Source organism: Spiroplasma endosymbiont of Megaselia nigra (genome assembly GCF_003987485.1).
In the GTDB taxonomy this organism is placed as follows: domain Bacteria; phylum Bacillota_I; class Bacilli_A; order Mycoplasmatales; family Mycoplasmataceae; genus Spiroplasma.
Genome location: NZ_RCOO01000286.1, coordinates 1 through 1,032, shown reverse-complemented (window position 1 = coordinate 1,032; position 1,032 = coordinate 1). Strand labels below are relative to the sequence as shown.

Genomic DNA, 1,032 nt, shown 5'->3' with positions numbered 1-1,032 from the left:
TTAAAAAAACAGGAATTAATTGAAAAAGCAAATAATTTAACTGTTGATATGGGGTTAGATATAGAGCAAATTCAAGATGAACAAGTTAGAGTTATGGAAAATATTGCTGAAATTTATAAATCATTAGAACCAAAACAACTTAAAAAAGTTGGTATTAATTTAATTAAAGAAAAAATATTAATTAAAGATATTGAGATTTTAGGCATTGATAATGATTTTTTAGAAAATGCTAATCAATATGAATTAATTCAATTAATTAAATATTTAATTGTTGATGAAAAGTTAGTTAAAAATACAATTAAAGAACAATGAGATACAAATACAGATAATAAAATAGTTGGTATCAAAGGAATTAACATAAAAATTAAAGGAGTGAAATAAAATGGCAAATGAATTACAACAATATATTAAAGGTGCAATTATTAAATATGAACTAAAAGTTAATGATAAATATTTAAAAGAAAATATTTTAGCATTAGAAGAATTAAAAATGAAAAATGGACAAAGTTATATGTCGTTAGTTTCTAATGCTGATAATGCAAAAATAACTGCATTAGGAATTATTAAATTAAGTAATAAAGGTTTAATTTTTAGTAAAGATTTTAATATTATTCCATTTAAAAATAAATTAACAACTATTATTGATAGTAAAGTTTATTGTAAAAGAATTGAAGAAGCAGGATATAGTCCACGAAAATCAATTATTTTTAAAGGTGAAAAATTTGAATGAGATAGTTTAAATTCTTGCCCAAAAATACATGAGATTAATTTTAATGCAAATACTAGTGATTATAATGAAATAATTGGTGCTTATGCTTTTGCAAAAGATAAAAATGGGAATTATCAAGGTATTTTATTAAGAAAAGCAGATATTGATCGTTTAAAAAATAGTAGTCCAAGTGGAAATAGTGAATATTCACCTTGAAATAAATGACCAAAAGAAATGGTTGAAGCAAAATTATATCGTAAATTAGCATTAGAAATGGGAATTGATATTTCTGATATTGATTTAGATGAAAAAGAAATTAAAGA

General features: G+C 21.6%; 2 protein-coding genes. Both read left to right on the top strand.

Translation table 4 applies throughout. The annotated features are described in order from the left end of the window. Window positions 1-381 (top strand): hypothetical protein (locus tag D9R21_RS07730; protein ID WP_158613995.1); only part of this gene is annotated, 381 nt, incomplete at its 5' end. Window position 382: 1 nt separating this feature from the next. Next, a partial coding sequence (locus D9R21_RS06710) for a recombinase RecT (RefSeq protein WP_148108897.1) occupies window positions 383-1,032 on the top strand: 650 nt, incomplete at its 3' end.